27 protein-coding genes are annotated in these 23,924 nt (G+C 48.1%); 7 read left to right on the top strand and 20 right to left on the bottom strand.

Features of this window, described 5'->3' with window-relative positions; genetic code table 11:
• Positions 1 to 149 precede the first annotated feature (149 nt).
• Positions 150 to 1,022, bottom strand: a complete 873-nt coding sequence (gene speB, locus RB160_RS20040; RefSeq protein WP_316572213.1) for an agmatinase — start codon at positions 1,020 to 1,022, stop codon at positions 150 to 152.
• Between the two features lie 105 nt (positions 1,023 to 1,127).
• Positions 1,128 to 1,958: a spermidine synthase gene (gene speE / locus RB160_RS20035; protein WP_316572212.1), complete on the bottom strand. Its 831-nt coding sequence runs from the start codon at positions 1,956 to 1,958 to the stop codon at positions 1,128 to 1,130.
• A 256-nt stretch (positions 1,959 to 2,214) separates the two neighbouring features.
• On the opposite strand from speE, the gene RB160_RS20030 reads away from it, so the two are divergent.
• Complete coding sequence (locus RB160_RS20030; protein WP_316572211.1) at positions 2,215 to 4,281, top strand: transglycosylase domain-containing protein; 2,067 nt, start codon at positions 2,215 to 2,217, stop codon at positions 4,279 to 4,281.
• A 145-nt stretch (positions 4,282 to 4,426) separates the two neighbouring features.
• On the opposite strand, the gene RB160_RS20025 is transcribed toward RB160_RS20030, so the two are convergent.
• Positions 4,427 to 4,936 carry a YwhD family protein gene (locus tag RB160_RS20025; protein ID WP_316572210.1) on the bottom strand — a complete coding sequence of 170 codons (510 nt, stop codon included), beginning with the start codon at positions 4,934 to 4,936 and terminating at the stop codon, positions 4,427 to 4,429.
• A gap of 40 nt (positions 4,937 to 4,976) precedes the next feature.
• Positions 4,977 to 5,633, bottom strand: coding sequence for a site-2 protease family protein (locus RB160_RS20020; RefSeq protein ID WP_316572209.1), 657 nt, complete (start codon positions 5,631 to 5,633; stop codon positions 4,977 to 4,979).
• A 208-nt stretch (positions 5,634 to 5,841) separates the two neighbouring features.
• On the opposite strand from RB160_RS20020, the gene RB160_RS20015 reads away from it, so the two are divergent.
• Positions 5,842 to 6,027, top strand: coding sequence for a 2-hydroxymuconate tautomerase (locus RB160_RS20015; RefSeq protein WP_316572208.1), 186 nt, complete (start codon positions 5,842 to 5,844; stop codon positions 6,025 to 6,027).
• 97 nt (positions 6,028 to 6,124) lie between these two features.
• Here RB160_RS20015 and RB160_RS20010 read toward each other — a convergent pair whose 3' ends face one another.
• From RB160_RS20010 to RB160_RS20000, 3 genes are all read right to left on the bottom strand, one after another.
• Positions 6,125 to 6,634: a YwgA family protein gene (locus tag RB160_RS20010; RefSeq protein WP_316572207.1), complete on the bottom strand. Its 510-nt coding sequence runs from the start codon at positions 6,632 to 6,634 to the stop codon at positions 6,125 to 6,127.
• A 178-nt stretch (positions 6,635 to 6,812) separates the two neighbouring features.
• Positions 6,813 to 8,111, bottom strand: a complete 1,299-nt coding sequence (locus RB160_RS20005) for an HD domain-containing protein (RefSeq protein ID WP_316572206.1) — start codon at positions 8,109 to 8,111, stop codon at positions 6,813 to 6,815.
• A gap of 221 nt (positions 8,112 to 8,332) precedes the next feature.
• Entirely contained in the window at positions 8,333 to 8,554 is a 222-nt protein-coding gene (locus tag RB160_RS20000) for a YuzB family protein (RefSeq protein ID WP_316572205.1), read from the bottom strand.
• A 291-nt stretch (positions 8,555 to 8,845) separates the two neighbouring features.
• Here RB160_RS20000 and RB160_RS19995 point away from each other — a divergent pair, with 291 nt between their 5' ends.
• Entirely contained in the window at positions 8,846 to 9,646 is an 801-nt protein-coding gene (locus tag RB160_RS19995) for an RsfA family transcriptional regulator (RefSeq protein WP_316572220.1), read from the top strand.
• Between the two features lie 100 nt (positions 9,647 to 9,746).
• Here RB160_RS19995 and lipL read toward each other — a convergent pair whose 3' ends face one another.
• A complete protein-coding gene (gene lipL / locus RB160_RS19990) occupies positions 9,747 to 10,586 on the bottom strand; it encodes an octanoyl-[GcvH]:protein N-octanoyltransferase (protein ID WP_316572204.1) in 840 nt (279 codons plus the stop codon).
• A 262-nt stretch (positions 10,587 to 10,848) separates the two neighbouring features.
• Between lipL and zupT the strand changes: the two genes are divergently transcribed.
• Positions 10,849 to 11,655, top strand: a complete 807-nt coding sequence (gene zupT, locus RB160_RS19985; protein ID WP_316572203.1) for a zinc transporter ZupT — start codon at positions 10,849 to 10,851, stop codon at positions 11,653 to 11,655.
• Between the two features lie 154 nt (positions 11,656 to 11,809).
• On the opposite strand, the gene pta is transcribed toward zupT, so the two are convergent.
• Complete coding sequence (pta, locus tag RB160_RS19980; RefSeq protein ID WP_316572202.1) at positions 11,810 to 12,787, bottom strand: phosphate acetyltransferase; 978 nt, start codon at positions 12,785 to 12,787, stop codon at positions 11,810 to 11,812.
• 374 nt (positions 12,788 to 13,161) lie between these two features.
• Between pta and hemQ the strand changes: the two genes are divergently transcribed.
• Both hemQ and gerQ read left to right on the top strand, forming a co-directional pair.
• Positions 13,162 to 13,905, top strand: coding sequence for a hydrogen peroxide-dependent heme synthase (gene hemQ, locus RB160_RS19975; RefSeq protein ID WP_316572201.1), 744 nt, complete (start codon positions 13,162 to 13,164; stop codon positions 13,903 to 13,905).
• Positions 13,906 to 14,125: 220 nt separating this feature from the next.
• A complete protein-coding gene (gene gerQ, locus RB160_RS19970) occupies positions 14,126 to 14,641 on the top strand; it encodes a spore coat protein GerQ (RefSeq protein ID WP_316572200.1) in 516 nt (171 codons plus the stop codon).
• A gap of 65 nt (positions 14,642 to 14,706) precedes the next feature.
• Here gerQ and RB160_RS19965 read toward each other — a convergent pair whose 3' ends face one another.
• The 4 genes from RB160_RS19965 to RB160_RS19950 form a co-directional block, all read right to left on the bottom strand.
• Positions 14,707 to 15,078 carry a DUF423 domain-containing protein gene (locus RB160_RS19965; RefSeq protein WP_316572199.1) on the bottom strand — a complete coding sequence of 124 codons (372 nt, stop codon included), beginning with the start codon at positions 15,076 to 15,078 and terminating at the stop codon, positions 14,707 to 14,709.
• A gap of 15 nt (positions 15,079 to 15,093) precedes the next feature.
• Positions 15,094 to 15,366: a YwdI family protein gene (locus RB160_RS19960; RefSeq protein ID WP_396954751.1), complete on the bottom strand. Its 273-nt coding sequence runs from the start codon at positions 15,364 to 15,366 to the stop codon at positions 15,094 to 15,096.
• 155 nt (positions 15,367 to 15,521) lie between these two features.
• Complete coding sequence (locus RB160_RS19955; RefSeq protein WP_316572198.1) at positions 15,522 to 15,899, bottom strand: DUF1259 domain-containing protein; 378 nt, start codon at positions 15,897 to 15,899, stop codon at positions 15,522 to 15,524.
• A gap of 95 nt (positions 15,900 to 15,994) precedes the next feature.
• Positions 15,995 to 16,672, bottom strand: a complete 678-nt coding sequence (locus tag RB160_RS19950) for a uracil-DNA glycosylase (RefSeq protein ID WP_396954752.1) — start codon at positions 16,670 to 16,672, stop codon at positions 15,995 to 15,997.
• Positions 16,673 to 16,837: 165 nt separating this feature from the next.
• On the opposite strand from RB160_RS19950, the gene RB160_RS19945 reads away from it, so the two are divergent.
• On the top strand, positions 16,838 to 17,161 hold the full coding sequence (locus RB160_RS19945; RefSeq protein WP_316572195.1) for a YflT domain-containing protein: 324 nt from the start codon (positions 16,838 to 16,840) through the stop codon (positions 17,159 to 17,161).
• 39 nt (positions 17,162 to 17,200) lie between these two features.
• Here the strand turns inward: RB160_RS19945 and RB160_RS19940 are convergent, their stop codons facing one another.
• The 7 genes from RB160_RS19940 to RB160_RS19910 form a co-directional block, all read right to left on the bottom strand.
• On the bottom strand, positions 17,201 to 18,220 hold the full coding sequence (locus RB160_RS19940) for a thiazole biosynthesis adenylyltransferase ThiF (protein WP_316572194.1): 1,020 nt from the start codon (positions 18,218 to 18,220) through the stop codon (positions 17,201 to 17,203).
• 138 nt (positions 18,221 to 18,358) lie between these two features.
• Positions 18,359 to 18,592 carry a molybdopterin converting factor subunit 1 gene (gene moaD / locus RB160_RS19935; protein WP_316572193.1) on the bottom strand — a complete coding sequence of 78 codons (234 nt, stop codon included), beginning with the start codon at positions 18,590 to 18,592 and terminating at the stop codon, positions 18,359 to 18,361.
• The gene (locus RB160_RS19930) at positions 18,585 to 19,046 is read right to left on the bottom strand and encodes a molybdenum cofactor biosynthesis protein MoaE (RefSeq protein WP_316572192.1); all 462 of its coding nucleotides are present in this window, start codon (positions 19,044 to 19,046) and stop codon (positions 18,585 to 18,587) included. Before RB160_RS19930 ends, moaD begins: the two co-directional genes overlap by 8 nt.
• Positions 19,047 to 19,118: 72 nt before the next feature.
• The gene (locus tag RB160_RS19925) at positions 19,119 to 21,038 is read right to left on the bottom strand and encodes a molybdopterin biosynthesis protein (protein WP_316572191.1); all 1,920 of its coding nucleotides are present in this window, start codon (positions 21,036 to 21,038) and stop codon (positions 19,119 to 19,121) included.
• A 12-nt stretch (positions 21,039 to 21,050) separates the two neighbouring features.
• Positions 21,051 to 22,283 (bottom strand): molybdopterin molybdotransferase MoeA, encoded by a 1,233-nt coding sequence (locus RB160_RS19920; protein WP_316572190.1) that lies wholly within the window; start codon positions 22,281 to 22,283, stop codon positions 21,051 to 21,053.
• A 31-nt stretch (positions 22,284 to 22,314) separates the two neighbouring features.
• Positions 22,315 to 22,920 (bottom strand): molybdenum cofactor guanylyltransferase, encoded by a 606-nt coding sequence (mobA, locus tag RB160_RS19915; RefSeq protein WP_316572189.1) that lies wholly within the window; start codon positions 22,918 to 22,920, stop codon positions 22,315 to 22,317.
• Positions 22,921 to 22,958: 38 nt separating this feature from the next.
• Entirely contained in the window at positions 22,959 to 23,768 is an 810-nt protein-coding gene (locus RB160_RS19910; RefSeq protein WP_316572188.1) for a formate dehydrogenase accessory protein FdhE, read from the bottom strand.
• Positions 23,769 to 23,924 lie beyond the last annotated feature (156 nt).

Genomic DNA, 23,924 nt, shown 5'->3' with positions numbered 1-23,924 from the left:
TAAATCTGGGTTCGTTGTCACAATAAGCCAGGATTCGTGACAACCAAAGGACAAATTTCTTAAAAGGGGTCTCTCAAATCAAGATGAGTGACATTGTCCAGCCGAATTCACGAAACAATGTCACTAAAACCCGAATAAGCAGACCGTACCTATTTCACCCAGCCGAGCAGCATTTCGCGGATGAGCTTGCTTGCTGTGTTGGCGGTTTGTTCGGAGTTGTCGTAAATCGGCGCGACTTCGACGAGGTCCCCTCCGACAACTTTGACCTCGGAACGTGCAATTTCATGGATGGAAGCAAGCAGTTCGCGGGATGTAATACCGCCAGCATCTACTGTTCCAGTTCCTGGCGCATGGGCCGGGTCGAGGACGTCAATGTCAATCGTCACATAAACCGGACGGCCGGCTAGCTTCGGCAAAATTTCCTTCAATGGCTCCAGGACCTCGAATTTTGAAATATGCATACCGGCGTTTTTCGCCCAATCGAATTCTTCCTTCATTCCGGAGCGTATACCAAAGGAATACACATTCTGTGGTCCGATCAGCTCGGCAATTTTTCGGATTGGCGTCGAGTGGGATAACGGCTCGCCTTCATACTCTTCACGAAGGTCAGTATGCGCATCCATGTGAATGATGGCAAGATCCGGATACTTTTTGTAGACAGCCTTCATGACAGGCCAGGATACAAGATGCTCTCCGCCCATACCAAGCGGAAATTTCCCCTCAGCAAGAACCTTATCGACAAAGTCCTCAATGATATCTAAGCTTCGCTGCGGGTTTCCGAACGGAAGCGGAATGTCTCCGGCATCGAAATACTTTACATCATCTAGCTCGCGGTCAAGGTACGGGCTGTATTCTTCCAGGCCGATTGAAACCTCGCGAATCCTTGCGGGGCCGAAACGCGAACCTGGGCGGTAGCTGACCGTCCAGTCCATCGGCATTCCGTACAGGACAGCTTTGCTCTCTTGAAAGTTTGGATGGCTCTTAATAAATACGTTTCCTGAATAAGCTTCGTCAAATCGCATAGCAACAACATCCTTTCCGGCACAACGAGAGGGAGACCACGCCTCCCTCCGCAGTGCTTCATTCTATTTTACGAGGGCCTGTTTAAACAACGGCCAAAAAAACTTCTACTTAACCAAATCCCCAACAAATTTAGGCAAGACAAACGCCGCTTTGTGTAGTTCCTTTGTATAATACTTTGTTTCGATTTCATGGAAACGGTCATCGGAAACCTCAAGCGGATCGTATTTCTTGGAGCCGATTGTGAAAGCCCACATTCCGCTTGGATAGGTCGGGATGTTGGCAATGTACAAGCGGGTGATCGGGAAAATTTCCTTTACATCACGCTGGACGTCACGGATAAGATCGGCTTTGAACCAAGGATTGTCGGACTGGGCGACAAAGATGCCGTCCTCCTTCAACGCCTTTGAAATGCCCGCGTAGAAACCTTTTGTGAACAGATTCACCGCCGGGCCAACCGGTTCGGTAGAGTCAACCATGATGACATCGTAGGCATTTTCGCTCTCGGCGATATGCATGAAACCGTCGCCAACCTTTACGTCGACTCGCGGATCATCTAGCTTGCCTGCGATTTCCGGCAAGTATTTCTTCGAATACTCAATAACCTTGCCGTCAATGTCAACCAGGGACGCTTTTTTTACCTGTGGATGCTTCAGCACCTCGCGGATAACGCCTCCGTCGCCGCCTCCGACCACAAGGACATTTTCTGGGTTTGGATGCGTGAACAACGGAACGTGCGCAACCATTTCGTGGTACACGAACTCGTCCTTAATAGACGTCATTACCATTCCATCAAGCAGGAGCATATTGCCCCATTCTTCCGTTTCAACCATTTCAAGCATTTGAAAATCTGTCTGTTCTGTATGTAATGTGCGTTTTACCTTCATCGTAATTCCAAAGTTTTCGGTCTGTTTTTCAGTAAACCAAAGTCCAGCCATTTCCATCATCCTTTCAAATAGTTTTTGCGCGGGAAAAGCCATTAGCCGCATAATAGGCCGCAGTTTCTACTGCTATACTTCCCCAACTAATTAATTGCAAACATGAGAAAAAGTATAGAGGAAACCGGCAAAAATGCAAGAAATATTTTGAAGCTTCCTACCCCGTAATGTTTAAAAACTACCCATTTCTTTCATACTGTTGATACAGCCCGGGATGGGCGTATTTTTCCAAAGGAAATGCAAATGGGGTGAATGCATGGAAACCATTACTGGGCATGGGTTTAAACGAGTCGTGAAATATTTGCGGGCGGCCGCTTTTCTTGGTTTGTTCGGTTCGGCGCTTTTGGCGGTTGCAGCCCTGCTTTTGATTATGTACGTCAAGGTTCTTGGCCCTCCCCCGCTGGCAGTCCCCCAGTCCACCCTCTATTTTGCCGAGGACGGAACAATTATCGGTGAAACCAACTATGGGCAGAAACGGTACTGGGTGCCGCTTAAAGAGATATCGCCCTATTTGGTTGACGCTACAATTTCAATTGAAGACAGGAAGTTTTATGAGCACAGCGGCTTCGACCTGAAACGGATTGCCGGCGCCGCGATAGCAGATATTAAGGCATTCAGCAAAGTCCAGGGCGCAAGCACCGTCACAATGCAATACGCCAGGAACCTGTTCCTGGAGCATGATAAAACTTGGGCCAGAAAAATCCGGGAAGCCCTTTACGCAATCCGGCTTGAAATGAATTATTCCAAGGAGCAAATCCTTGAGGGTTATTTAAATACAATCTATTACGGAAATCGGGCTTATGGCATCCAGGCAGCGAGCCAGTATTATTTTGGCAAAGACGCTTCTCAATTATCCCTCGCGGAAGCCTCCATGCTTGCAGGCATACCAAAAGGGCCGGGCGCTTTTTCGCCTTTTGCCTCAATGGAACGCGCAAAGCAGCGGCAGGGCATTATTTTAAAAGCAATGGTGAGAAATGGCTATATTAAAAGCGGAGAGGCAGAAAAAGCTTACGCCTCGGAATTGGGGCTGACGGGAAGGGACCCTCATCGTGAATTAAAGACAGCACCGTATTTCCAGGACGCAGTCGCGAATGCATTAAGGAATGATCTGGGCCTAAATGAGCGGGCCATTGCGCTTGGGGGCTTAAGGGTTTATACGACCATTGACCTGAAACAGCAGGAAGCTGCCGAAAAACAAATTCAGTCAGTTGTCTCCTCAGACTCCGAAATTCAGGCGGCCCTTGTAGCAATTGACCCGAAGAATGGCCATGTGAAGGCGATGGCCGGAGGACGCGATTATGAAAAAAGCCCATACAACCGGGCCGTTCAGGCAATCCGGGCACCTGGCTCGACAATCAAGCCGCTCCTCTATTACGCGGCGCTCGGGCAAGGCTACACGCCTTCAACGCTAATCCGGAGCGAGCAGACAACATTCAAATTTGAAAATGGCAGCCCCGACTATACGCCGCGCAATTACAATAATAAGTATGCGGACGGAGAGATTACGCTTGCCCAGGCACTTGCGGTCTCCGACAATGTGTATGCCGTCAAGACACATCTGTTCCTTGGCGAGGACGCACTTGTTGAAACCGCGAAGGATTTCAGCATCACAACCAAGCTCGCAAAAGTCCCTTCACTCGCGCTTGGGACTTCAGGCGTACGGGTCATTGAAATGGCCAACGCCTACAGCATGTTCGCCAATGGCGGCAAAAAGGTTGAACCGACGCTGATTACCCGGGTGGAAACGGCGGATGGGAAACTGCTCTATGAAAAAGATGAACAGGATGAATTAGTTTTAGACCCTGCCAGAGCCTATGTGATGACGCAAATGTTGACAGGGATGTTTGACACAAAACTGAACGGCTATACGACAGTCACCGGCAGTACGATCGCTAAAGGAATGACCAGGCCATACGCCGGTAAATCCGGGTCGACTCCGACCGATAGCTGGATGATTGGTTTTACCCCACAGCTCGTTTCCGCGGTATGGACTGGCTATGATGATGCCAGGGAAATTACCAATGTCCCGGAAAAATCATACGCGAAACAAATTTGGGTCCGATTCATGGAGGAAGCATTGCATGGGAAGCCGGTTAAGGGATTCAAGCCGCCACAGGACGGCGTAACGGGCGTTTATATTGATCCAGCAAACGGAAAACTCGCGGTGAAGGAATGCCCAATCCGCCGCTTTACCTACTTTGTCACTGGGACAGAACCGGTTGAATACTGCACCGATCACCTCGAACATACACAGGAAAAGGATACGAAAACGGATAAAGGCGGTAAGTCGTGGTACAGGCGGATTTGGGATTGGGGAGACTAGCAAGGATCATCCGTTTGTCCATTGGCAATACGCAAAAAGAGCCGTCCAGCATATGCTGGCGGCTCTTTCCATAATCAACCCCGGTCACTCCGCTAACCAGAGCGGGAGCTGGGTTGAACAAATCCCCACTACTGAAAGTTTCACTTTATCCTACGGCAAGGCCGTTTTTCAGTTCTTCCGACGAATTTTCCCAAAAGGCTTCGTTATGCGCCTTGAGGAAGCCGGCAAGAATCTTTTTCGACTTGTCGTCCATGTGGCCGACGATAATCTGGCGCTTCAGCGATTTGTCCATTCTGTTCACATGCTCCGGAAGCGACTTGTACCCCCGGCGGATTTCGCGGTTAACAGTCATTTCGCAGGCGGTAACCCCCGCGTAATAAGGGCCGTTTTCATTACGGTCAATCGTCACCCAAATGAGCCAATACGGCTTCGCATTTGGAACATCTTCCTTATTCGGCAGAAATTTAATTCCCTTTTCAACAACGCTGCGAGCATGCATCGCCCCAACATCGATGGCCGCCTCCCCTTCTTCAACATCGATGATGACAGGTGAGACATTGTCAAGGGAAAGTACGCCTTTCCCAAAGCCTTTATGATTATCAAGGGGATCGGTCTTGATAATGTTGAATGCAACCTTTTTCTTTTTTTCTTCCATTCTAAAACAACCTCCCTACGACAGCACTAAAAAAATCTCTCTAGACAAAGAACGATAAGAAAAATTGGTACATCCCTTCCGCAATAGCGGGAAGAATGACCCGAAACACTGGCCAGATGGTATAATCGCCAAGCGGCGTTATAACCAGGATTAGGAAGATGAGCGTACCGTACTGCTCATACTGGGTCATTTTTGCCCGGATGCCGTTCGGAGCCAAATCCTCAACAATCCGGTAACCGTCAAGCGGCGGCAACGGCATAAGGTTAAAAACAAACAGAACAAGATTAAGCCAGATGAAAGTGTTCAAAAACGCAATCATCGTTTCAGCGTAAGCACCGTCAGCTGCGAAGCGCCCGATGCTGAAAAAAACGAGGAAGCCGATTGAAGCAAGAATGAAGTTGCTGATAGGCCCCATTACGGAAACAAGGATACCCGCCAGGCGCGGGTTTTTAAAAAAGAAGCGATTGACCGGGACGGGGCGCGCCCAGCCGAACCCTACGACAAAAATCATGATGGCGCCAATTGGGTCGATATGTTTAATAGGGTTGAGCGTCAGCCTTCCCTGGTTTTTCGCGGTGTTGTCGCCAAACTTCCAGGCAGTGTAGGCATGGGCAAATTCATGCACCGAAAATGCAATCACCAAGGTCAATGCCGCGAAAACAAATTTTTCAAGCGTATTATATGGAAACAGACTCAAACTTTTTCCCCCTGTACTGTAAGGTTATGGATAGGCTGAATCAAGATTGATTTTTAGTAACGAAACATGCACCTATCTGAATTTATATGGCTGCTTTTCTCAAGTATACACGATAAAAGCCGAAAGTTAAAAACCGCCTGCCACCTGCTTGCGGTTTTTCTCTGTTTATGGAAAACTGTTAGTACGTACTTAAGAGGAGGAATGACACATGCCAATTGTAACAGTTAAAATGCTTGAAGGCCGTACCGATGAACAGAAAAAGGCGCTTGTTGAAAAAGTAACCGAAGCCGTCGTTGAAACATCCGGCGCGCCGAAGGAAAACGTCACTGTCATCATCGAAGAAATGGCGAAAAACCATTATGGCAAAGCAGGCGTCAGGGCAAGCGACCAATAAGCCTTGATCGGAACAGCCAACCGGGATTTTCCGGTCAATAACAGTGAAACCAAAATGTTGTTGGACAAACCCTAGTAGAGCCAAAAAGCTAAGCCCTTCATTGGAGCTTAGCTTTTTCTTTTAGTAGACGGATATAATTGTACGCCTCTTCAATTTCTTCTTCCGTGTAGCGCTGGCTGCTTTTAAGGGTGAATACTTTTTCGGCAACCTCCGGGCGCTCCAAATTATCAAAGTAAAGGACAGTTGAAACGAGTTCAAGGAATCTTGCATTCTGGCTGTTCATGTCGGTTAAGCAATCGGACAGATTCGGCATTTCAATTTGGCTTATGCCGAGGAATTCCTTGCCCGCTTCGGTCAGGCAATAGCGGTACTGGCTGTAGCCGCCCTTGTTTTCCTTACATTCCTCAAGGAAACCCATGTTGCAGAGCTCTTCCACCCTGAGTGTCAATTCCTCCGAATAAGGCCCGTAGAAATGGAACTGGAATCGCTCCTGGAAAGGGAAAGCCAATTTTTTGGCAATGAAAATCATCTTCTGCAGCTTCTTTCTCCCGATAATCTCGCCGGAAACCATTACTGCATGCATTAGCCTTGCATGATCATTTAACAAACCTCTTCAACTCCTGCTCCCTTTTAAGGGCTGTCTTAAATCCAGATGTTGATTACCGCCGGATCCCGCCGAAGTCGGTGCCCTGCGCTTCAATCAACGCACTTACAAATCAACACTAATCCTTTAACATCGCTAAAACCGCCTGCAACCTTGAGGCCGCGGCCTTTCCAAAGGCTTTCTAATAGTCAAGAATGCTGCGAATCTGCTTTTTTATATTTTTTTTGGAGGATTCGTCCAGCAGGAAGTCCCCCGGAAAATAAAGTTTGTGGTCGGTTCTTCTTTTACCTGAAATGGCCTCTACAATCGCCGACTCCCGGGAAAGCTCCCGAAGATCGCCGTTTTTCATCAACAAGTTGATTGGCAGCCTTTCCTCTTCCTCGCCTGGCCTGTAAAAGTCGTACGGCAAATCGGAGGATGAATCAACCACAAGATAATAATCCGGATCGATCCCAGCCTTTTGGAACAAACGGGTCAACTCTCCCAGTTTTTTGTATTCCCTGGCCGGGTCGAATTCTACGAACTTAAACAAATTCCGGTTCACAAAACGCCTGCACAGGTCGCTAAGGATGGCATCCTCTTCCTCCTGCCATATTTGAAAATAGTAGAGGATAATTGATTCATCGAGCTTTATATAGTCTTCAAGCGCAACGTTTCCTTCAAAAATGGAATAAAAATGGAGCGGTTCATTTTTGAAGGCGTAGCCCTGGCTGTGGAGGTCCTTCGCACGATGGAGGATTTTCGTCAAAATAACCTCCGCCCCCCTCGATACGGGGTGAAAATAAATCTGCCAATACATTTGGTACCGGCTCATTATGTAATCCTCAATCGCATGCATGCCACTATGTTTGAAAACGACCTGGTCTTCGCGGGGCCGCATGACGCGAAGAATCCGTTCCATATCGAAAAAGCCATAGCTGACACCCGTAAAATAGGCGTCACGCTGGAGATAGTCCATCCTGTCGGCATCAATCTGGCTTGAAATGAGGCTAATAACCTGCTTTTTATCCGAGGTTTTCGCGATGACCTCCGCTACGTCCCTTGGAAAATCACTGCCCACTCTCGAGAGAATCTCATTTACTTCCGTGTTGCCGAGGATGATGGCGCGGGTGAATTCTTCATGATCAAGGTTGAAGACTTTCTCGAACGCATGCGAAAACGGCCCATGCCCGAGGTCATGGAGAAGCGCGGCACAAAGCGTAAGCAGCCGATCGCTTTCGTCCCATTCAGGCCTTCCGTCAAATACATCGTCGACAATTCGCCTGACGATTTCATATACGCCAAGGGAATGGTTGAAGCGGCTGTGTTCAGCGCCATGGAACGTCAGGAAAGTCGTCCCAAGCTGTTTAATCCTCCTGAGCCGCTGAAATTCCTTCGTCCCAATTAAGTCCCAAATGATCTTATCACGGACATGGACGTAGCGATGGACGGGATCCTTGAATACTTTTTCTTCATTCAGTTTTTCCGATAATACTCCCATCTCGCACCCCTGCCCCTCTTAACTTCTCTCTATTATATCCCCATTTCAGGTGGGAATCACCCCTCTTTCAGCAAAATCCTACAGCAATTTTCGACGTTTCCTTCTTGCATTTTTCTTTAATATTTGCTTTTAGGATGAAGCAACCCCCATTCGCCGCAGAAGGTAAAGGAATCCAAAAAAAATCACCCTTGCCTGATTCGGCAAAGATGAGTACAGTTCAATTATTTTAGTTTCTTAGTAACTTTTTCAATTAGTTCGTCTTCGCTCAAGGCAGCTAGCGGACGGTTATTGACAAACGCAAACGTTTTTTTTCGTCCCGGTCCGCAATAGGACTGGCAGCCGATATCTATTTTTGCATCAGGGTCCAGCTGCTTCAGGCGCGGAATGAGTGTTTTCAGATTGACTGCCTGGCAATCATCGCACACGCGGAATTCATTAGGCATTCCGTTCAAATCCTTTCAAGTAATCGATCTATGTAAATGAATCAACGGCCAAGAGAAGGTCCTAACGTATTTTACAGCTTCTTTCCATTCAATGCAAGCAGGCTGGCGGAACTTTCCTTATGCCTTCGTACTCTACTATCCTTTTATCCTCTGTATAAAACTTCAAAAAAGTGTCAATGATATTGCTAGGAATATTAAACATTCAACTTGGTGCATCAATTAGAACTCTTTTGCACAGGGAGGCCAGAAAAAATGAATTTAGAAACAAATAGTGAGAAGGAGTGTTTTGACATGAAAGTTCGCCAGGATGCCTGGACGGCCGAGGATGATTTGCTGTTGGCTGAAACAGTTCTCCGCCATGTAAGGGAAGGAAGCACGCAGCTTAATGCATTCGAGGAAGTCGGAGACAAACTGAACCGTACTTCCGCGGCTTGCGGATTCCGGTGGAACGCTGTTGTCCGCCACACGTATGAAAAAGCTCTGCAGCTTGCAAAAAAACAACGCAAACAAAGGCAGAGGATGCTTGGAAAAGACCTGGGAGGGAAGAAAAAGCTTCTTTATACTCCTCCAATAGAAGTCCAGCCTGAAGTGGCCAGCCTTAGCAAGGGCTTGGAAATGGAAATTTCAAGTGAATTGGATCGCCCCGCAAACGAGCAGCCTGCATCTTTTGACCTTGAGAAAATGGTTGAAGAATTAAATAGCAAGCCCGCGGCGGCCCAATCACAATCTTCAAGATTTTCCGCAACCGCATCGTCAGGTTTTGGCTTACAGGCTACTCCGCAAGGCCTTACAATGCAGGCGGTCATTGCGTTCTTGCAAAACTATGACAATTCAAGCGTCCATGTCGAGGCGCTGAAAAGCGAGAATGAAAGATTGAAGCGGGAAGTAGCGAACCTCCGCAGGCAAAACGAGGAAATGGAAGAGAAAATCCGTGACCTGGAGCAAAATACCGGAGTGATCCAGGAAGATTACGAAACACTTCTCAAAATCATGAACAAAGCACGCAATCTTGTCCTCTTTGAAGAAGAAGAACGTCCTGCGACGAAATTCAAAATGGACCGGAATGGAAATCTTGAAAAAATCGCTGAATGACTGCCTGAAGATAGCGAACCATTGACAGGAAGACAATAAAGATACTTTACTGGAGAGCGAGTGTGGCAATACATTCTTAAAGCCGTAGACCAAATGGGGTTTACGGCTTTGTTAATGGCGCATTCCGTTCGGCAATCCTCGAAAGGTAGCCAGGAAGCAGCTCATGTTCATATGGAGTCAGCTGTCCCGAATAAAGAAGGCCGCCGTTCCTCTTTAGGCTGAGCATTAGCCGAAGCATGACATCCTGCACAGCCAATGGGGTTTCAAACAGTTCTGACAGGCTTGCCATCACACCCGGCTGGACTTCTGGGAAAACAAATTTCGTTCGTTCCCCTTTTAGCGCGCGCAAATAAAAATCCCGGATTAGTTCCGCCCGCTTGCCGCCGCTGTTTTCCACACTGAGATAGATTTGAACCGCGACGCCCCTTCTGAGCCTCCGCTGCGAAATCCCTGCAAACTTCTTTCCTCCGATGCTCAAGTCGTAGCTGCCGGGGCAATAGGAGCCAACAATCTCCCTTGCTTCAATATCCTTGCCAAAGTCGGCGAACATCTCCCTGACCAGCATCCACATCGCATCGTAGCCTCGATTTATATCAATGCCTCTTTCCTTTTCTGGAAAAACAAGCGAAATATTTAGAACGCCTTCATCGAGTACAACAGCTAGTCCGCCTGAATTCCGGACGATGGGCGTATACCCCATGGCGCGCAAAAACTCCAGCCCTTCGCCGAGATAGGGCAGTTTTGTATCCTGTATACCGAGGACGACTGTATCACGGTGGACCCAGGTCCGTGCCGTAGCCGGGGAGAGATGCGCTCCAACAGAGGCGCAAAGCGTGTCATCAATGGCAAAGGATTGTATGGCAGGCATGAGGATGCCTGTAGTGGATTGGTCGATAAGCCGCCATTGGTCCTGGCGGAGCAACGAGAGAGCCTCGTCCATCTAAGCATGCCTCCATTGCAAATAGTCTGCTGCCTATTATATCACAGTGCCTGCCTTGGAAAATATACAGGCTGTAACTTCCAGAATGAATAGCAATGATTTAGGTTTGGGAAAAATAGTAGTTGCAAGATAAGTTAACTATCAGATAGAATCTTCACCATAGGAAACATTTTAAATCATGTGCATATAGTAGTTTAACAAGGCACGCCCTTTAACCCAGGGCCACAACCATATATACCTATTTTGAGAGGGGAAATTTAATATGTCACAGGAAGTGCTCTTTGCATTGGGGTTAACATTATTCGCTGGCCTTGCAACCGGAATCGGAAGTTTACTGGCCTTCTTTACATCGAGAACGAATACCAAATTCCTTTCAGTTACACTTGGTTTCTCGGCCGGAGTGATGATTTATGTATCGATGATAGAAATTTTTGTAAAAGCAAAAACAGCCCTTGTCTCCGCAATAGGGGTTCAGGCGGGAAACTGGGCGACTGCAGGCGGTTTTTTCGGGGGAATTCTATTGATTGCCCTAATCGACAGGTTTATTCCAAAGCAGGGAAATCCGCATGAGCTAAAAACGGTTGAGGAAATGCAGCCGGGCAAAACTGTTAATGACGCCGCTTTATTAAAAATGGGAACCTTTACCGCCTTGGCGATTGGTATTCATAACTTTCCCGAAGGAATTGCCACCTTTACCTCGGCGCTTCAGGACCCGGCCCTTGGCGTTGCGATTGCGATTGCCATCGCCATCCATAACATTCCTGAAGGGATTGCTGTTTCCGTACCCGTTTATTTTGCAACCGGAGATAAGAAAAAAGCGTTCAAGCTTTCCTTCCTTTCGGGATTGTCAGAGCCAATCGGGGCTTTGGCGGCCTACTTTTTCCTTATGCCATTCCTGAATGACATTATGTTCGGGGTTATTTTCGCGGCTGTTGCCGGCATCATGGTCTTTATATCCCTTGATGAGCTGCTCCCTGCCGCAAAGAAGTACGATGAAACCCATCTTCCCATTTACGGCCTGGTTGCCGGGATGGCCGTCATGGCAGTTAGCTTGCTGTTGTTTATTTAAATACCAAATCCCGGCCACCAATAAGGAGCCGGGATTTTTTATACTCAAAATTCACTTGGCAAACTACCAACACTGCCCCCTGTAAGGAAAACCATGCACCTTCGATTTCTCCTGAAGAAGTGAACGTAATCCCTTTTGAACGGGCGGGCGTTCTCTACTTACTTAATGCTTGGGCAGCTGTTAACAGTGCGAGGTTGTAGACGTCGTCCGTGCTGCAGCCTCGGGAAAGGTCGTTGACAGGGCGGTTCAGCCCTTGCAGCAGCGGTCCGACCGCTTCAAAGCCACCTAGGCGCTGGGCGATTTTATAGCCGATATTCCCCGCTTCAAGGCTTGGGAACACAAAAACATTGGCATTGCCCTGGAGGACGGAATCCGGGGCTTTGGCAATCGCCACTTCGGGGACAAAAGCTGCGTCGAATTGGAACTCCCCGTCAATGATAAGAAGGGGGGCGCGGCGCTTTGCCTCTTCTACCGCAGCCATCACCTTCTCGGTTTCCGGCGATTGGGCCGATCCTTTTGTTGAGAAGCTCAGCATGGCAACACGCGGTTCAATGTCAAACATCCTTGCTGTTCTGGCGCTTTCGATCGCAATCTCGGCGAGGTCCTGGCTATCCGGAGAAATATTGATTGCGCAATCAGCAAAGACATACTGTTCATCATCGCGAACCATGAGGAAAACACCAGATGTCTTGTTGACGCCTTCCTTTGTTTTAATAATTTGCAGCGCCGGCCTGACTGTTGCCGCTGTGGAATGGGCAGCACCGCTGACAAGGCCGTCCGCTTTGTTGAGATAGACTAGCATCGTACCAAAGTAATTCACATCAAGCAGAATTTTACGGGCATCTTCCTCGGTCGCCTTCCCCTTTCTCCTCTCGACAAAAGCGGCGACAAGCTCGTCCATCATTAAATAATTGGCGGGATCATAAATCTCAGCCGCCTCAAGTGAAACGTCCAGTTCCTTTGCCCTTGCTTGCAGTTCTTCAATATTGCCGATCAGGACAGGAGTGAGAATTCCATCTGCAGCCAGGCGTGCGGCTGCCTTTAGAATTCTTTCGTCAAATCCTTCAGGAAATACAATCCTCAAATTATGGCCGGAGATTTTCTGCTTAATACCTTCAAATAAATCGCTCACGTTAGCCTTCCTCCTTCTATTCACTCATCTTTAGGATACTGTACCGCATGCAAAATTCAAGGGAAACAGGCCGGCCGTCACAAAGTTGTTCGATTCGTAATTCTTTATTGCAGTAAAGCAAAAAAACTTGAAACAGAGATAAACTATCCACCTCATAGGGCCTTTTTCTTGAAAAAGTATACAATGCCGGCGCAAGGCACAATAAAGCTACTACACTGATTTGGCTATGTCTTGCTAAAATGACACACCTTTTAAATTATCCTTTTTGGGAGCAGTTTAAACGGGGGGCGCGATAGGGTTTGTTTTAAGGCAATTGGGTGAAACTGTGGTATAGTAGGTTGGTGTATGGATAGTATGAATGGGGAGTGATTTTGATGAGTGAAGCAGCACAGACGCTTGATGGCTGGTACTGTTTACATGATTTCAGGAGTATGGATTGGACTACATGGAAAATGACGCCTGCGGATGAACGACAGGCCGCTATAGATGAATTCCTCGGCCTGGTCGAAAAGTGGAACGCGACAATGGAAACGGAAAAAGGAAGCCACGCGCTCTACACGATCGTTGGGCAGAAAGCCGATTTCATGATGATGATCCTGCGTCCGACGATGGAAGAACTGAACGAAATCGAAACAGAATTCAACAAATCGAAGCTGGCTGAATATACGGTGCCGGCTCATTCCTATGTTTCCGTCGTAGAACTGAGCAATTATTTGCACGAAAGCGAAGATCCTTATCAAAACCCGCATGTTCGCGCCCGGCTTTACCCAATGCTGCCAAAGGCGAAGTATGTGTGCTTCTATCCGATGGACAAGCGCCGCCAGGGCAATGACAACTGGTACATGCTTCCGATGGAAGAACGCAAAAAGCTTATGTACAGCCACGGCATGATTGGCCGCCAATACGCAGGCAAGGTAAAACAAGTGATTACCGGATCGGTTGGCTTCGACGATTACGAATGGGGCGTCACCCTTTTCTCGGACGATGTCCTTCAGTTTAAGAAACTTGTTTATGAAATGCGCTTTGACGAAGTAAGCGCCCGCTACGGGGAATTCGGCTCTTTCTTTGTGGGCAACCTCCTTACCGAAGAAGGAGTAAACTCATTCCTGCAAGTATAAATTTAATAGGATTTACATAGCCCCAGCCGCGCTTTGGCCGGGGCTTTTAACTGTTTCCGAGGCATATTCCGGTTCCAACCCTCATATGTTCAATTAGCGAGTCTTCACTTCCAAGCCATTACAAGCCCTGGTATGGATGGTGGATAGTCGGCAATTTGCAGCGGGATGAACCTTTTCTTTCGGCTGAGTCCCTATGCTTATTTTTAGAGGAGGGAATGAAATGAATCCTTACGGTACTTACGGAACCGGACAGCAAGGTTACCAGCCTTATACCGGAACAGGGGGCGCGCCTATGAGCCCTGGAACAGGACAACAGCAACAGCCGCCTATGGGAGGCCAAATGGGGGGTCAAATGGGTGGCCAAATGGGAGGTTTTCCATTCGCCACCGGGGCCGGCGGCTTTAACATCCCGCAAAGCCCTGGAGCCCAGATGCCTGGAATGCTGCCAATTCAAGAGTCGTATATCGAAAATATCCTTCGCCTCAACAAAGGAAAGCTAGCCACAGTCTACATGACATTTGAAGGGACAAGGGATGGACAGAGGCGGCAGCAGGTATTCAAGGGCATCATTGAAGCTGCCGGCCGTGACCACATCATCCTCAGCGATCCGCAAACAGGAACCCGCTACCTACTGTTAATGGTTTACCTTGATTACGTTACGTTTGACGAAGAGATTGAATATACCTATCCCTTCTCGGGAGGCGGACCAGGTTTGAGCAGCTTTCCTCCACGCTAAAAAAAGCCCTTATATGCTTAAGGAGGACCGGCTTCACTCAGCTTGGTCCTCCTTATTATTTGGAACTATAAATGCTTGGACGCGCCAACGGCAATTAATACCCAGGCAGCCAGGAATGCCAAACCACCAAGTGGCGTAATCGCCCCAAGCACGCTGATTTTCGTGAGGCTCAGTACATATAGGCTCCCACTGAACAAGACAATGCCTGCAAGCATAAGCCAGCCGGCTGTTGTAAAAAGCGACCCTGCCGGAACCTTGCCCGCAAGGAAGCCGATTACAAGCAATCCTACCGCATGGAACATTTGATATTGCACACCGGTTTTCCATATCTCAAGGTATTTCGGAGCGACGCGCCCTTCCAATCCATGGGCTCCAAACGCCCCTAGTGCCACTGCCAGAAACGCATTAATGGCACCAATCATAATAAAGGTTTTCATTCCAATACCCTCTTTCTAAAAGTCGAAAATCGAATCCCCGTTTGCCTCATCATCCACAAGCTTTTGCCCCTGGCCGGGGGGAGCCTGAAATCCCTCCGCCGGAACTGGCTGAGCACTTAATGGCCGCCCTTCCCTTTCGCCGGGCTTGGACCTTTCGGTGAGTGCTACTTCGCAAAGGGTTTTAATCGAATAAAGTTTCTCGCGCAGTTCCTCTTCTTTTCTGGAAGCCTTGGCAAGTGTGAGTTCTTCTTCTATTTTGGCCAACAGCGTTTCAATATGTATGTTCAAAAAATCCACTCCTTCGAACAGCGCCTTCCTCATCTCCTCCATTTTACATGATTCAGCATGAATTCGCACTTACCCGCTTCCCAAGGCCGCAACAAACTCAAGAAGGCCAAATGCCATGATCGGCCTCAGCCTTCCCGCGTAAGCCTGTACTTCTTTTAAAACAATCCCGCTTCAAGGGCCGCTTCAAAACTTAACTCGGCAAATTCTACCGGATTTCCGGTCGACTCCCAGTGCATATACATTATTCGCGGCTCATCAAACAGCCAATGGTTATGCACAGCTGTTACAATCAGCCCCCGCTTTCTCAATGCGGTAAGCATTGGATTGATTTCCCTTTGCAGGATGACTGTTTCTCCTAAATTCAGGCCATTCCTTTCAAAAGAAAGGGCAAACGGTAGCGCGAGCGGGGATCTTGTTCTCCGGCCAAGGATTGTGGCATTGATATTCCTATTGCGCTGTACCACGCATGCTCCTTGGGTTGTCACAACTACGCCGCCGATGATATTGGCCAGATCCTGGCAAGTTACTCTCATATCTAAACCCTCCCTTCCTGTTCCTTACTAGACTATGAAGGGAGGGGATTTCTTGCATAAACGCTTGTCTATTTTCAAAATAAATTTAGCGATAGTTAAAGCGGAGGAAGCCGCCAATCAATTCCTTCCTGGCCGATAGACCGCAATAATTCATTTGTTTTAGAGAAAGGCCTGCTTCCAAAAAACCCTTTCCTTGCCGAAAAAGGACTCGGGTGCGGCGATAGGATGATTGGGTGCTTTGCAGTATCAATCAGGCTTAGCTTTTCCTGGGCCGGCTTTCCCCATAGAATGAAAACGACTGGCTTATCCCGCTCGTTCATAAGGGTGATCACCTTGTCGGTAAATTGTTCCCAGCCTTTACCCCGATGGGAATTGGCCTCTCCTTTTCGCACTGTCAGTACTGTGTTCAAAAGAAGCACGCCTTGTTCGGCCCATTTTAGCAAGTAGCCATGATCAGGTGATTCAATGCCTAGGTCATCACATAATTCTTTGAATATGTTTTTAAGCGACGGTGGCGGATTTATGCCCGGTTTAACAGAAAAGCTTAGGCCATGCGCCTGTCCTGGGCCATGGTACGGATCCTGGCCAAGGATGACCGCCTTCACATCATCATATCCAGTCAGCATCAGAGCATTGAATATATCCTTGTATTCCGGGTAGACGGTTTTTATACGGTATTCCTCTATTAAAAACTCTCGCAGCCTTTGAAAGTATTCTTTTTGAAATTCATCACCAAGCAAATCCGACCAGCTCGGCGGCAATGTATTTTCCAGCATAGTAACCCTCCTTTGCCCTCCTATTCCCTTTTTTTCTATGATTCTACCATCCCGCATATCCGAAAAGGAAATCCTACGATGATTTAGGCATTTTCATGTTTACTCGTGACGGTAAAGGTTATATAAAAACTGTGTGAATAAATGCGAAGGAGGACTGTTGAAATGTATAAAGTAGAAGTAGTAGAGAACGGTGTCCAAGCAAAGGAAAAGCTGGCTTTGCTTGCAACGGAGGGCTTTTCCAAGGATGAGGTATTTTTGTTTGCCCATGACAAGGAGCGCGAGGAAGATCTTACGGATGCACTCGGCGCGGGCGATGTCGGCTTAAAGGAACAAGGATTAATTGATTCGGTGGCGAATGTTTTCAAAAAACGCGGCGATGAATTACGCTCCCAATTCGAATCGTTGGGGTTGACCGCGGATGAGGCAGACCGCTATGAGAAGGTATTGGATGAGGGCCGCCTTGTCCTCGTAGCTTGCAAAAAGTAAATGAAATCCCCGGAAATCCGTTTCCGGGGATTTTTTTCGTTAACCCATAATCCTCTGGTATACAGATTTTGCGTGGGTGAGGTCCTTCGTTCCGTGTATGAGGGCACGGCCATCTTTGAAAATGACCATCCGCTCCTCTCTAAGTTCAACCGATAGGAGGTAGGGATTGCCCTTAACATCATAACCGAGAGAGCCAAGCTGGTGAGCGAGCTTTTCAAGCGACAGTTCCCCTTGTGCGGATGGACGGATTTGAACCGTGTCCCGCCCGCAAAGCACGGTCGTTTTGGTCATGTTTTCCTTGTCCAGATATGGGTAGGTAGGATGTTCTCCACACGAGAGGCATCCTGAGAATTTCGCTTTTGACATTTTCATGGCAGTATACTCGTTCCGCCATAAATCAAAGCTGACAAACGTGGGCCGCACTGCCTCCCAATCCTCGACAAGGATTTTCAGCGCTTCAGCAGACTGGTGGGAAATGGCCATTTGGACGGCTGGACCGATGATCCCTCCAGTATCACAAGTAAGGCCCTGAAGCGGGATTGTCCGCAAAAGGCAATTCAGGCATGGAGTCGTTCCCGGCAGGATTGTAAAGCTCATTCCGTGGCTGCCGACACAGGCGCCGTAAATCCATGGAATTCTGTATTTCTGGGAGACATCATTGATGGCCATCCTTGTTTCAAAATTATCGGTCGCGTCGATGATCAAATCGATTCCATTTGCCAGCTCTTCCAGCACTTCAGGAGTAGCATCTCCTATAATTGCTACTATTTCAACATCTCGGTTAATGGCCCGAAGCCTTTTCTCAGCCGCGGCGGCCTTCGGAAGCTTTTTTACTACATCTTCTTCGGTATACAGCTGCTGGCGCTGAAGATTGCTCTCTTCAACATAATCCCTGTCGATGATTGTCAGCTTCCCGATTCCAGCCCTGGTAAGTATTTCAGCATTTCCCGAACCAAGCGCGCCCGCCCCCACAAGCAAAACATGTTTGGAACGAATTTTTTCCTGGCCCTCTCTGCCAATCCCGGGAAAAAGAATCTGCCTTGAATACCGCTCTGCCATGCTCTTTCCCCTTTCCTTGTCCCCCAACTGCGCTCTTCCTAACTGGAATTTCAGATGGAGTCTTGCTCCTGTTAACCTAAATGCAAAAGGACAGGGCTCCACAGCGGAAGCCCTTCTCCAATAATCCAACCCGCCTAATCAACCTCCGCTTACAGGAGGAATGAAGGCGATAACATCACCCTCATTAATCGTTTCTTCATTTGATGAAAATTCCTCGTTAATCGCCGCCATGACTGTATCCATTTTTGGCAGATTGTATTTTCGGGAAAGTTCCTCCTTCAATTCAGCAACTGTCTTGCCCGCTGCATCGACCGTAATTGAATCAGCACCAGCGGCATCGCGCAAATGGGCAAAAAACATGACTTTATTCATTCAAATCACCTTCCTCGGGCTTACCTGTTGGATAAGGGACCGTTTCAAGCTGGTTGCCGACCCACTCTTCTCCGTCCTCCCAATGCTCCTTTTTCCATATCGGGACAATTTCCTTGATACGCTCAATCGCATAACGATTTGCTTCATATGCATCCGCGCGGTGTGGAGTTGAAACGGCAATGACGACTGCGATATCGGTAATATCCAGTTTGCCGACACGATGGCTGATAGCCACTTTGGCGCCTGGCCAGCGTTCCTCGATTTCCCTGCCGATTTGCTCCAGCTTTTTCACGGCCATCGCTTCATATGCTTCATAAATAAGGTAAAGCGTTTTTTTTCCATGGGTCAGCTCCCGGACCGTTCCAATGAATGTAGTAATTGCCCCAGCTTCCCGCTGGACAACCTTGTCAATTACAGTCTGGATATCAATTGGTTCCTTTGAGATTTCAAACATGCTACCGCCTCCATTGACATACGGAAGCGCTCCAAAGCGCCTCCCATGGTTATTAAAAAGCAGCCCTTCATCTCAGCCTATTTTCGGGGCCGCGCCTGTGACAACTTCATAGCCGCCAATTTGATCAACACTTTGCCTGAATTCTTCTGATTGAATCACAGAAACAAGCATCCTGCCTTTTTCACTCTCGAAAAATTCCTTTGTCATAACCAAATCATATTCTTCATCCGCAACCGGAATAAATGAAAGCCCCATCGCCTTTGCCGCTGGGAAAATACCAAGCCCGACCGAATCGGGATTTCCTTTTACCTCCGCGGCGACACTGAGATGCGAGAACATTTCCCGGCTGTAGCCGGTGATGTTTTCGGGAGCAAGTCCCGCCTCTTTTAAAAGAAGGTCAAAGAGAATTCGTGTACCGGCTCCCCTTTGGCGATTAACGAAATGGGCATTCCTTGCCGCTATATCTTCAACCGACTGAATGCCAAGAGGATTTCCTTCCTGGACGAACCAGCCCTGCTTTCTCCTCAAGAATGGGAAAAGGACAATGTCCATGCCATCGAGCAGCTTTTTCACATACAAAAGGTTGTATTCTCCCGTATCGGGGTCAAGCAAGTGGATTCCCGCGACATGGGCCTCTCCTTTTCTGATTGCCATTAACCCGGCCATACTGCCGACATGGGAGGAGATGATTTTCATGTCATTGCGTTCCCGTTTGATTTGCGAAGACAAAAGGTCGATTGTCAAATCATGGCTGCCGTTGAATACAATACTGTTTGTAACTTCTTCAAGCGGCTTTAAAAGCTCAGCTTCAGCTGTTTCCCCTTGTTCGTACCCGAGCACATCCGCGGGTACGACGAGGAGGCCGTCGGCTCGGACATAAGACATCGTTACGCCCGCCGCCCTTGTAAGCGGATTGGCGACATATTGTCCATTTACATAGCCGATGTTCACCCTGATGAAATCCTCCTGGCCCATCGTCGAAACAATTCGCCTTCCAAGCTTCACTTCGATCGTTTCCCGCTTTGGCTCGGGGATTTGCAAATACTTGCAAATTAAGGGACGAACGAACCATTCAAGTGCCAAATAGGCTGAAACCGGATAGCCAGGCACTCCGACAACGGGTTTATCATGTATTTTGCCCAAAATGACAGGCTTGCCCGGCCTCGCCGCCACTCCGTGGGTAAAGACCGTGCCGATTTCCGCGATGATATGGACGGTAAAATCCTTCGACCCAGCCGATGATCCTGCGTTGATGACAATAATATCGGATGTTTCTGCTGCCTTGAGAAGCGCTTCCTTTATTTTTTCTGGCTCATCTTTTACAATACCCGTCAAATGGGGTTCACCGCCCCATTCCTTGACGAAATTGGCAAAGACAGTGCCATTGAACTCAATGATTTTTCCCGAAACAGGCTCTTCGGTTACTTCGATGAGTTCATTGCCTGTCGGGATAATAGCGACAACCGGCTTTTTTACTACTTCAATTTCTGTGATTCTCGCAGCTAGCAGTGAACCCAAGTCGGCAGGGCGAAGTTTGTGGCCCTGCGGAAAAATCATTTCTTCCTGGACGATATCCTCGCCAATCGGCCGAATATGCTGCCAAGGTGTCGCCGGTTCAATGATTTCAAGCGTCTGGTCATCAATCACATTGACATTTTCTATCATAATGACCGCATTATACTGGGCGGGAATTGCATTGCCCGTATCAACATAAACAAATTGTTCACCATACGTAAGCCTTAGCGGATGTTTTTCATGCGCGCTATACGTATCGGCGGCATTTACGGCAATCCCATCCATTGCGGAAGCATGGTAATGGGGCATGGATGCGACTGCGAAAACCGGTGCAGCTGTAACCCTGCCAAGGCCGTCCTCGACTTTGATCGATTCTTTTTGCGGCGGCAGGCCAAACGCGGCAAGCAGTTCCTCACGCGCCTGGGCTCTCGGCTTGTCTTCGAGATAAATTTTTCGCTTATACCGTTTCTGGTCCAAATCCCATTCCCCCTACCTTGTTGCGATGACAGGGACGTACTCGCCTTGCGCGATGCCCTCTTTTTCGGAAACGATTTCTACAATCCCGCCGCTTTTCACAAGTGTCGTAATCAAGCCGGATTTCCCTATGATTGGATCGGCCCACCACTCGCCATCCTGCTCAAATAGCCTTACCCGGATATAATCGGAGCGGCCTGGCGCCGACGGAATGTTTTTTGTAATCCGGGCAAAAATCCGGTCTGGCCGGTGTTCGGCATTTTCTCCTTGAAGCTTTTTCAAAATACGCTCGCCGAAAAGCCTGAAAATAATCATCGCTGATGCCGGATGCCCCGGGAGCCCGATTACAGGCTTGCCCCCCGCCACCGCGAGAATTGTAGGCTTGCCCGGCTTTACGGAAATGCCGTGTACAAATACCCCCGGCTCGCCAAGCGACTGAATGACTTCGGTTGTGTAGTCCTTCGCGCCAACGGAACTTCCGCCGGAAACGATCAGGCAGTCCACTTGATTGAATAATTCGGATGCCTTTAACCGGAATTCTTCATAATCATCCGGTACAATTCCCCCGTAGATGAGGTCAATTCCCCAATCCCTGGCAAGGCCCGCGATTGTTAAATAATTTATATCACGAATTTGGCCAATTTTTAATTCAGGGGTATCAAATGGGACTATTTCATCTCCCGACGATATATATCCTGCCTTTATGCCGCGGTATACCACAACATCGGTTATCCCCAGTGATGCCAGGGCCCCGATCTCCTGTGGCCGTAACCTTGTCCCTTCAGTGAGCAGAAGTTCACCTTTACGAATGTCTTCCCCCGCCCGGATGACATTCTCCCCGGGCGCCACTTGCCTGTATGTATTGAGAAGGCCGGCAATCTCTTCACAATGTTCAATCATGATGACACTATTGCTCCCGAGGGGCATCATTCCCCCCGTAGGGACGTAAACAGCTTCTCCAAAGCCAACCGGGACGCTGGCGGCCTCACCCATCCTAACCTCTCCGGCAACAGTCAAAAAACCCGGCATCGAATCAGATGAACCAAACGTATCCTCAGCCCTGACCGCATAACCGTCAACTGTCGACCGGTCAAAGCCGGGAACATCTTCCCTGGCGGTTACATCTTCGGCAAGGATACAGCCCAGCGCAGCTTCTATCGGCTTTTTTTCAATAGCGCCGACTTTCCTTACCTGTTCATCGATTAATGCAAAGGTTTCCTCAACTGTTTTGACTTTGAAAAATTGCATCTCCCTAACCCTCTCTTTCCACTTATATCTCTTATCCGGATGTTTCTTTTTTGGCCTGTTCAACGGCCAGTTCATATTCCTCCGGATTGTTCATATTAAAAAATATCCGTTCCAGGTAGCCATTTGAATACGTTTCCAAATCCCCCTCTGTTAAAAAAAGGACATTGAGGTGTTCAAACATTTGTTTCAGGCGAAGGGTCCCCTTCTCAATGCACTCCTCAGCCACTTCCATAATGCTCTTTTGATAAACGGCAAAAAGGGGATGCTGCCTTCCCCCGATAACAGGAACGACAGCGTCATAATGCCCAAGGTTCTTGACCATGTTCTCCGCAAGTTCAGCGGAAATAAACGGCATGTCGCAGGCAACCACGAGATTGGCATCAAAGCTGGAGGCCTTTAGACCGGCATGGATGCCGGCCAAAGGCCCTCTTCCAGGATATTCGTCTGTTACAGTTTTCAAATGAAGGAAGCGATACTCCTCCGGTTCATTGGTTACAAGGATTACTTCATCAAATAGTTTAAGGAGTTCGTCTCGTATTCTCTCAATATTCGTTTTTTCATTTATTTTTAAAAGAGCCTTATTGGTGCCCATCCTGCTTGACTTTCCACCGGATAATAGAATTGCCGCCGCTTTCATCGAATCCCTTCTTCCCGTCCGTTTTTTACCCGGGCCCCTTAGTTTTCCGTTTCCCCGCTTCCGCCGGTATGGTATCCGTGTTCCTGGGCGACAAAATCAAGATGAAGTGTTGTCAAATCAAGTATGGCTGCGGAAGGCTTGTTGATAAACTGCCTCGTATCAACAATTTTAATATAGCCGTTGCACTTTTCACAAACCTGGATTTGGGATGCGGCATCGCCTTCCACGGTGATAAACTTTATTGTTTCATGATCTTCATTCCCGCAATGGGAACAGGAGACCCGTTTATCATTCCAGTGCGCTAGGCAGCGTGGGCAATGCAGTTCCTTTTTTCCTTCCCCTTCAAGCTGCGCAAGCCTTGTTGGTTCACCGCATACAGGGCATCCGGCTCCATTGATTCCTGTTTGAATATCCGGCTGGGCTTTTTCAGCCGCCAGCTGCAAGTAAGGACGGAGAGCTGTTTCTGCAAGGAAGTGTGGGAGCCATTCCTCTAAACCGTGCTCCTCTGCGAATCCCTGAAAATAAATATGATTAAACGCAAGCGCCTCATCGATCCAGCGCCGCGCAGTATTTTCGTCCATTATCTTGTTTAAAAAAACAAGCTTCTCTTCCATCTTATCATTTTTCTTGATCAATAACCCTTTAACTTCCTCTATCCACTGTAAAAATAGTGGAATATCAAAATCAAAAATTGAGAGCACTGCCACCGGCACCCCAGAGCTCATTGACGTTTTGTCAATTTTTATTGTAACTGCCTCACTGCCCAGGCTTTCTTTCCATTTTTCCTGCAGGCCGATGATTTCCTTATGCAAATTCTGATAATCTTTCGAGACGACGGATGTTTTCACTCCGGTTGCACCTCTTTTCGTATAATGGTACTACAATGCCAACCCCACACGCCAAAATATGGCTCAACTGTATTTTTCAGGACAAAGAGGTTGTTTAGCAGGAATGGCTGTCCATAGTAGACAGCCATCTCCTTTTTCATTTTAATCTGATGTGGT

Origin of the sequence: Neobacillus sp. YIM B06451 (assembly GCF_032667185.1) — a bacterium.
In the GTDB taxonomy this organism is placed as follows: domain Bacteria; phylum Bacillota; class Bacilli; order Bacillales; family Cytobacillaceae; genus Bacillus_D.
The sequence above is the reverse complement of the archived record's forward strand: the minus strand, read 5'-3'. Positions and strand labels throughout refer to the sequence as shown.

What these genes read in the sequence shown, in the direction of transcription:
- RB160_RS19920 (WP_316572190.1), bottom strand. Translation starts at nt 22,283, where the DNA reads ATGCAATTTTTCAAAGTCAAAACAGTTGAGGAAACCTTTGCATTAATC.
- RB160_RS19930 (WP_316572192.1), bottom strand. Translation starts at nt 19,046, where the DNA reads ATGTTTGAAATCTCAAAGGAACCAATTGATATCCAGACTGTAATTGAC.
- speB (WP_316572213.1), bottom strand. Translation starts at nt 1,022, where the DNA reads ATGCGATTTGACGAAGCTTATTCAGGAAACGTATTTATTAAGAGCCAT.
- RB160_RS19965 (WP_316572199.1), bottom strand. Translation starts at nt 15,078, where the DNA reads ATGAAAACCTTTATTATGATTGGTGCCATTAATGCGTTTCTGGCAGTG.
- RB160_RS20000 (WP_316572205.1), bottom strand. Translation starts at nt 8,554, where the DNA reads ATGCCTAATGAATTCCGCGTGTGCGATGATTGCCAGGCAGTCAATCTG.
- lipL (WP_316572204.1), bottom strand. Translation starts at nt 10,586, where the DNA reads ATGGACGAGGCTCTCTCGTTGCTCCGCCAGGACCAATGGCGGCTTATC.
- hemQ (WP_316572201.1), top strand. Translation starts at nt 13,162, where the DNA reads ATGAGTGAAGCAGCACAGACGCTTGATGGCTGGTACTGTTTACATGAT.
- RB160_RS20015 (WP_316572208.1), top strand. Translation starts at nt 5,842, where the DNA reads ATGCCAATTGTAACAGTTAAAATGCTTGAAGGCCGTACCGATGAACAG.
- RB160_RS20025 (WP_316572210.1), bottom strand. Translation starts at nt 4,936, where the DNA reads ATGGAAGAAAAAAAGAAAAAGGTTGCATTCAACATTATCAAGACCGAT.
- RB160_RS19940 (WP_316572194.1), bottom strand. Translation starts at nt 18,220, where the DNA reads ATGGCAGAGCGGTATTCAAGGCAGATTCTTTTTCCCGGGATTGGCAGA.
- RB160_RS19995 (WP_316572220.1), top strand. Translation starts at nt 8,846, where the DNA reads ATGAAAGTTCGCCAGGATGCCTGGACGGCCGAGGATGATTTGCTGTTG.
- RB160_RS19955 (WP_316572198.1), bottom strand. Translation starts at nt 15,899, where the DNA reads ATGAGAGTAACTTGCCAGGATCTGGCCAATATCATCGGCGGCGTAGTT.
- moaD (WP_316572193.1), bottom strand. Translation starts at nt 18,592, where the DNA reads ATGAATAAAGTCATGTTTTTTGCCCATTTGCGCGATGCCGCTGGTGCT.
- gerQ (WP_316572200.1), top strand. Translation starts at nt 14,126, where the DNA reads ATGAATCCTTACGGTACTTACGGAACCGGACAGCAAGGTTACCAGCCT.
- mobA (WP_316572189.1), bottom strand. Translation starts at nt 22,920, where the DNA reads ATGAAAGCGGCGGCAATTCTATTATCCGGTGGAAAGTCAAGCAGGATG.
- RB160_RS20005 (WP_316572206.1), bottom strand. Translation starts at nt 8,111, where the DNA reads ATGGGAGTATTATCGGAAAAACTGAATGAAGAAAAAGTATTCAAGGAT.
- zupT (WP_316572203.1), top strand. Translation starts at nt 10,849, where the DNA reads ATGTCACAGGAAGTGCTCTTTGCATTGGGGTTAACATTATTCGCTGGC.
- RB160_RS19945 (WP_316572195.1), top strand. Translation starts at nt 16,838, where the DNA reads ATGTATAAAGTAGAAGTAGTAGAGAACGGTGTCCAAGCAAAGGAAAAG.
- RB160_RS20030 (WP_316572211.1), top strand. Translation starts at nt 2,215, where the DNA reads ATGGAAACCATTACTGGGCATGGGTTTAAACGAGTCGTGAAATATTTG.
- speE (WP_316572212.1), bottom strand. Translation starts at nt 1,958, where the DNA reads ATGGCTGGACTTTGGTTTACTGAAAAACAGACCGAAAACTTTGGAATT.